At 59.8% G+C, this 408-nt stretch carries 1 protein-coding gene; it reads right to left on the bottom strand.

Translation table 11 applies throughout. The features are described from left to right. Nucleotides 1-176 precede the first annotated feature (176 nt). Nucleotides 177-408, bottom strand: a 232-nt coding sequence (locus AB4Y97_RS21055) for a tripartite tricarboxylate transporter substrate-binding protein (RefSeq protein WP_442000984.1), incomplete at its 5' end; no start/stop codon positions are given.

Here is a 408-nt window from a genome sequence, read left to right on the forward strand (position 1 = left end):
GGACTCGGCAGGTTTCCGCGACGGCCTCGCGCAGGGGCATCTTGTCAGCCCGGAGTTCCGTCTGCATCGTCTTGAGCGAAGCGGCGACGATCTCGCTTTTGCTCATTTGCATTGTGTCAGCCATGGTGTGTCCTTTCTGGGATGTGCTGGAGAGTATGGTGAATACGAAGCGGCTTTTACTTTGTCTTGTCGGCCGCGCCGAGCAGCGCCGACCATCGCTGATTCTCTTCTTCGATCAGCTTTCGGAATTGTTCAGGCGTCGAGGCCATTGGCTCGGTCCCTTGAGCGACCAGCGTGGCCTTGAACTTCGGATTTGCCGTGACGGTGCCTACCGCCGCATTGAGCTTCTTCACGATGGCGGGGTCGAGTCCCGCTGGTCCGATCAGCCCTGCCACCGAGCCTGACACC

Source organism: Microvirga sp. 2TAF3 (genome assembly GCF_052114965.1).
Lineage (GTDB): Bacteria > Pseudomonadota > Alphaproteobacteria > Rhizobiales > Beijerinckiaceae > Microvirga.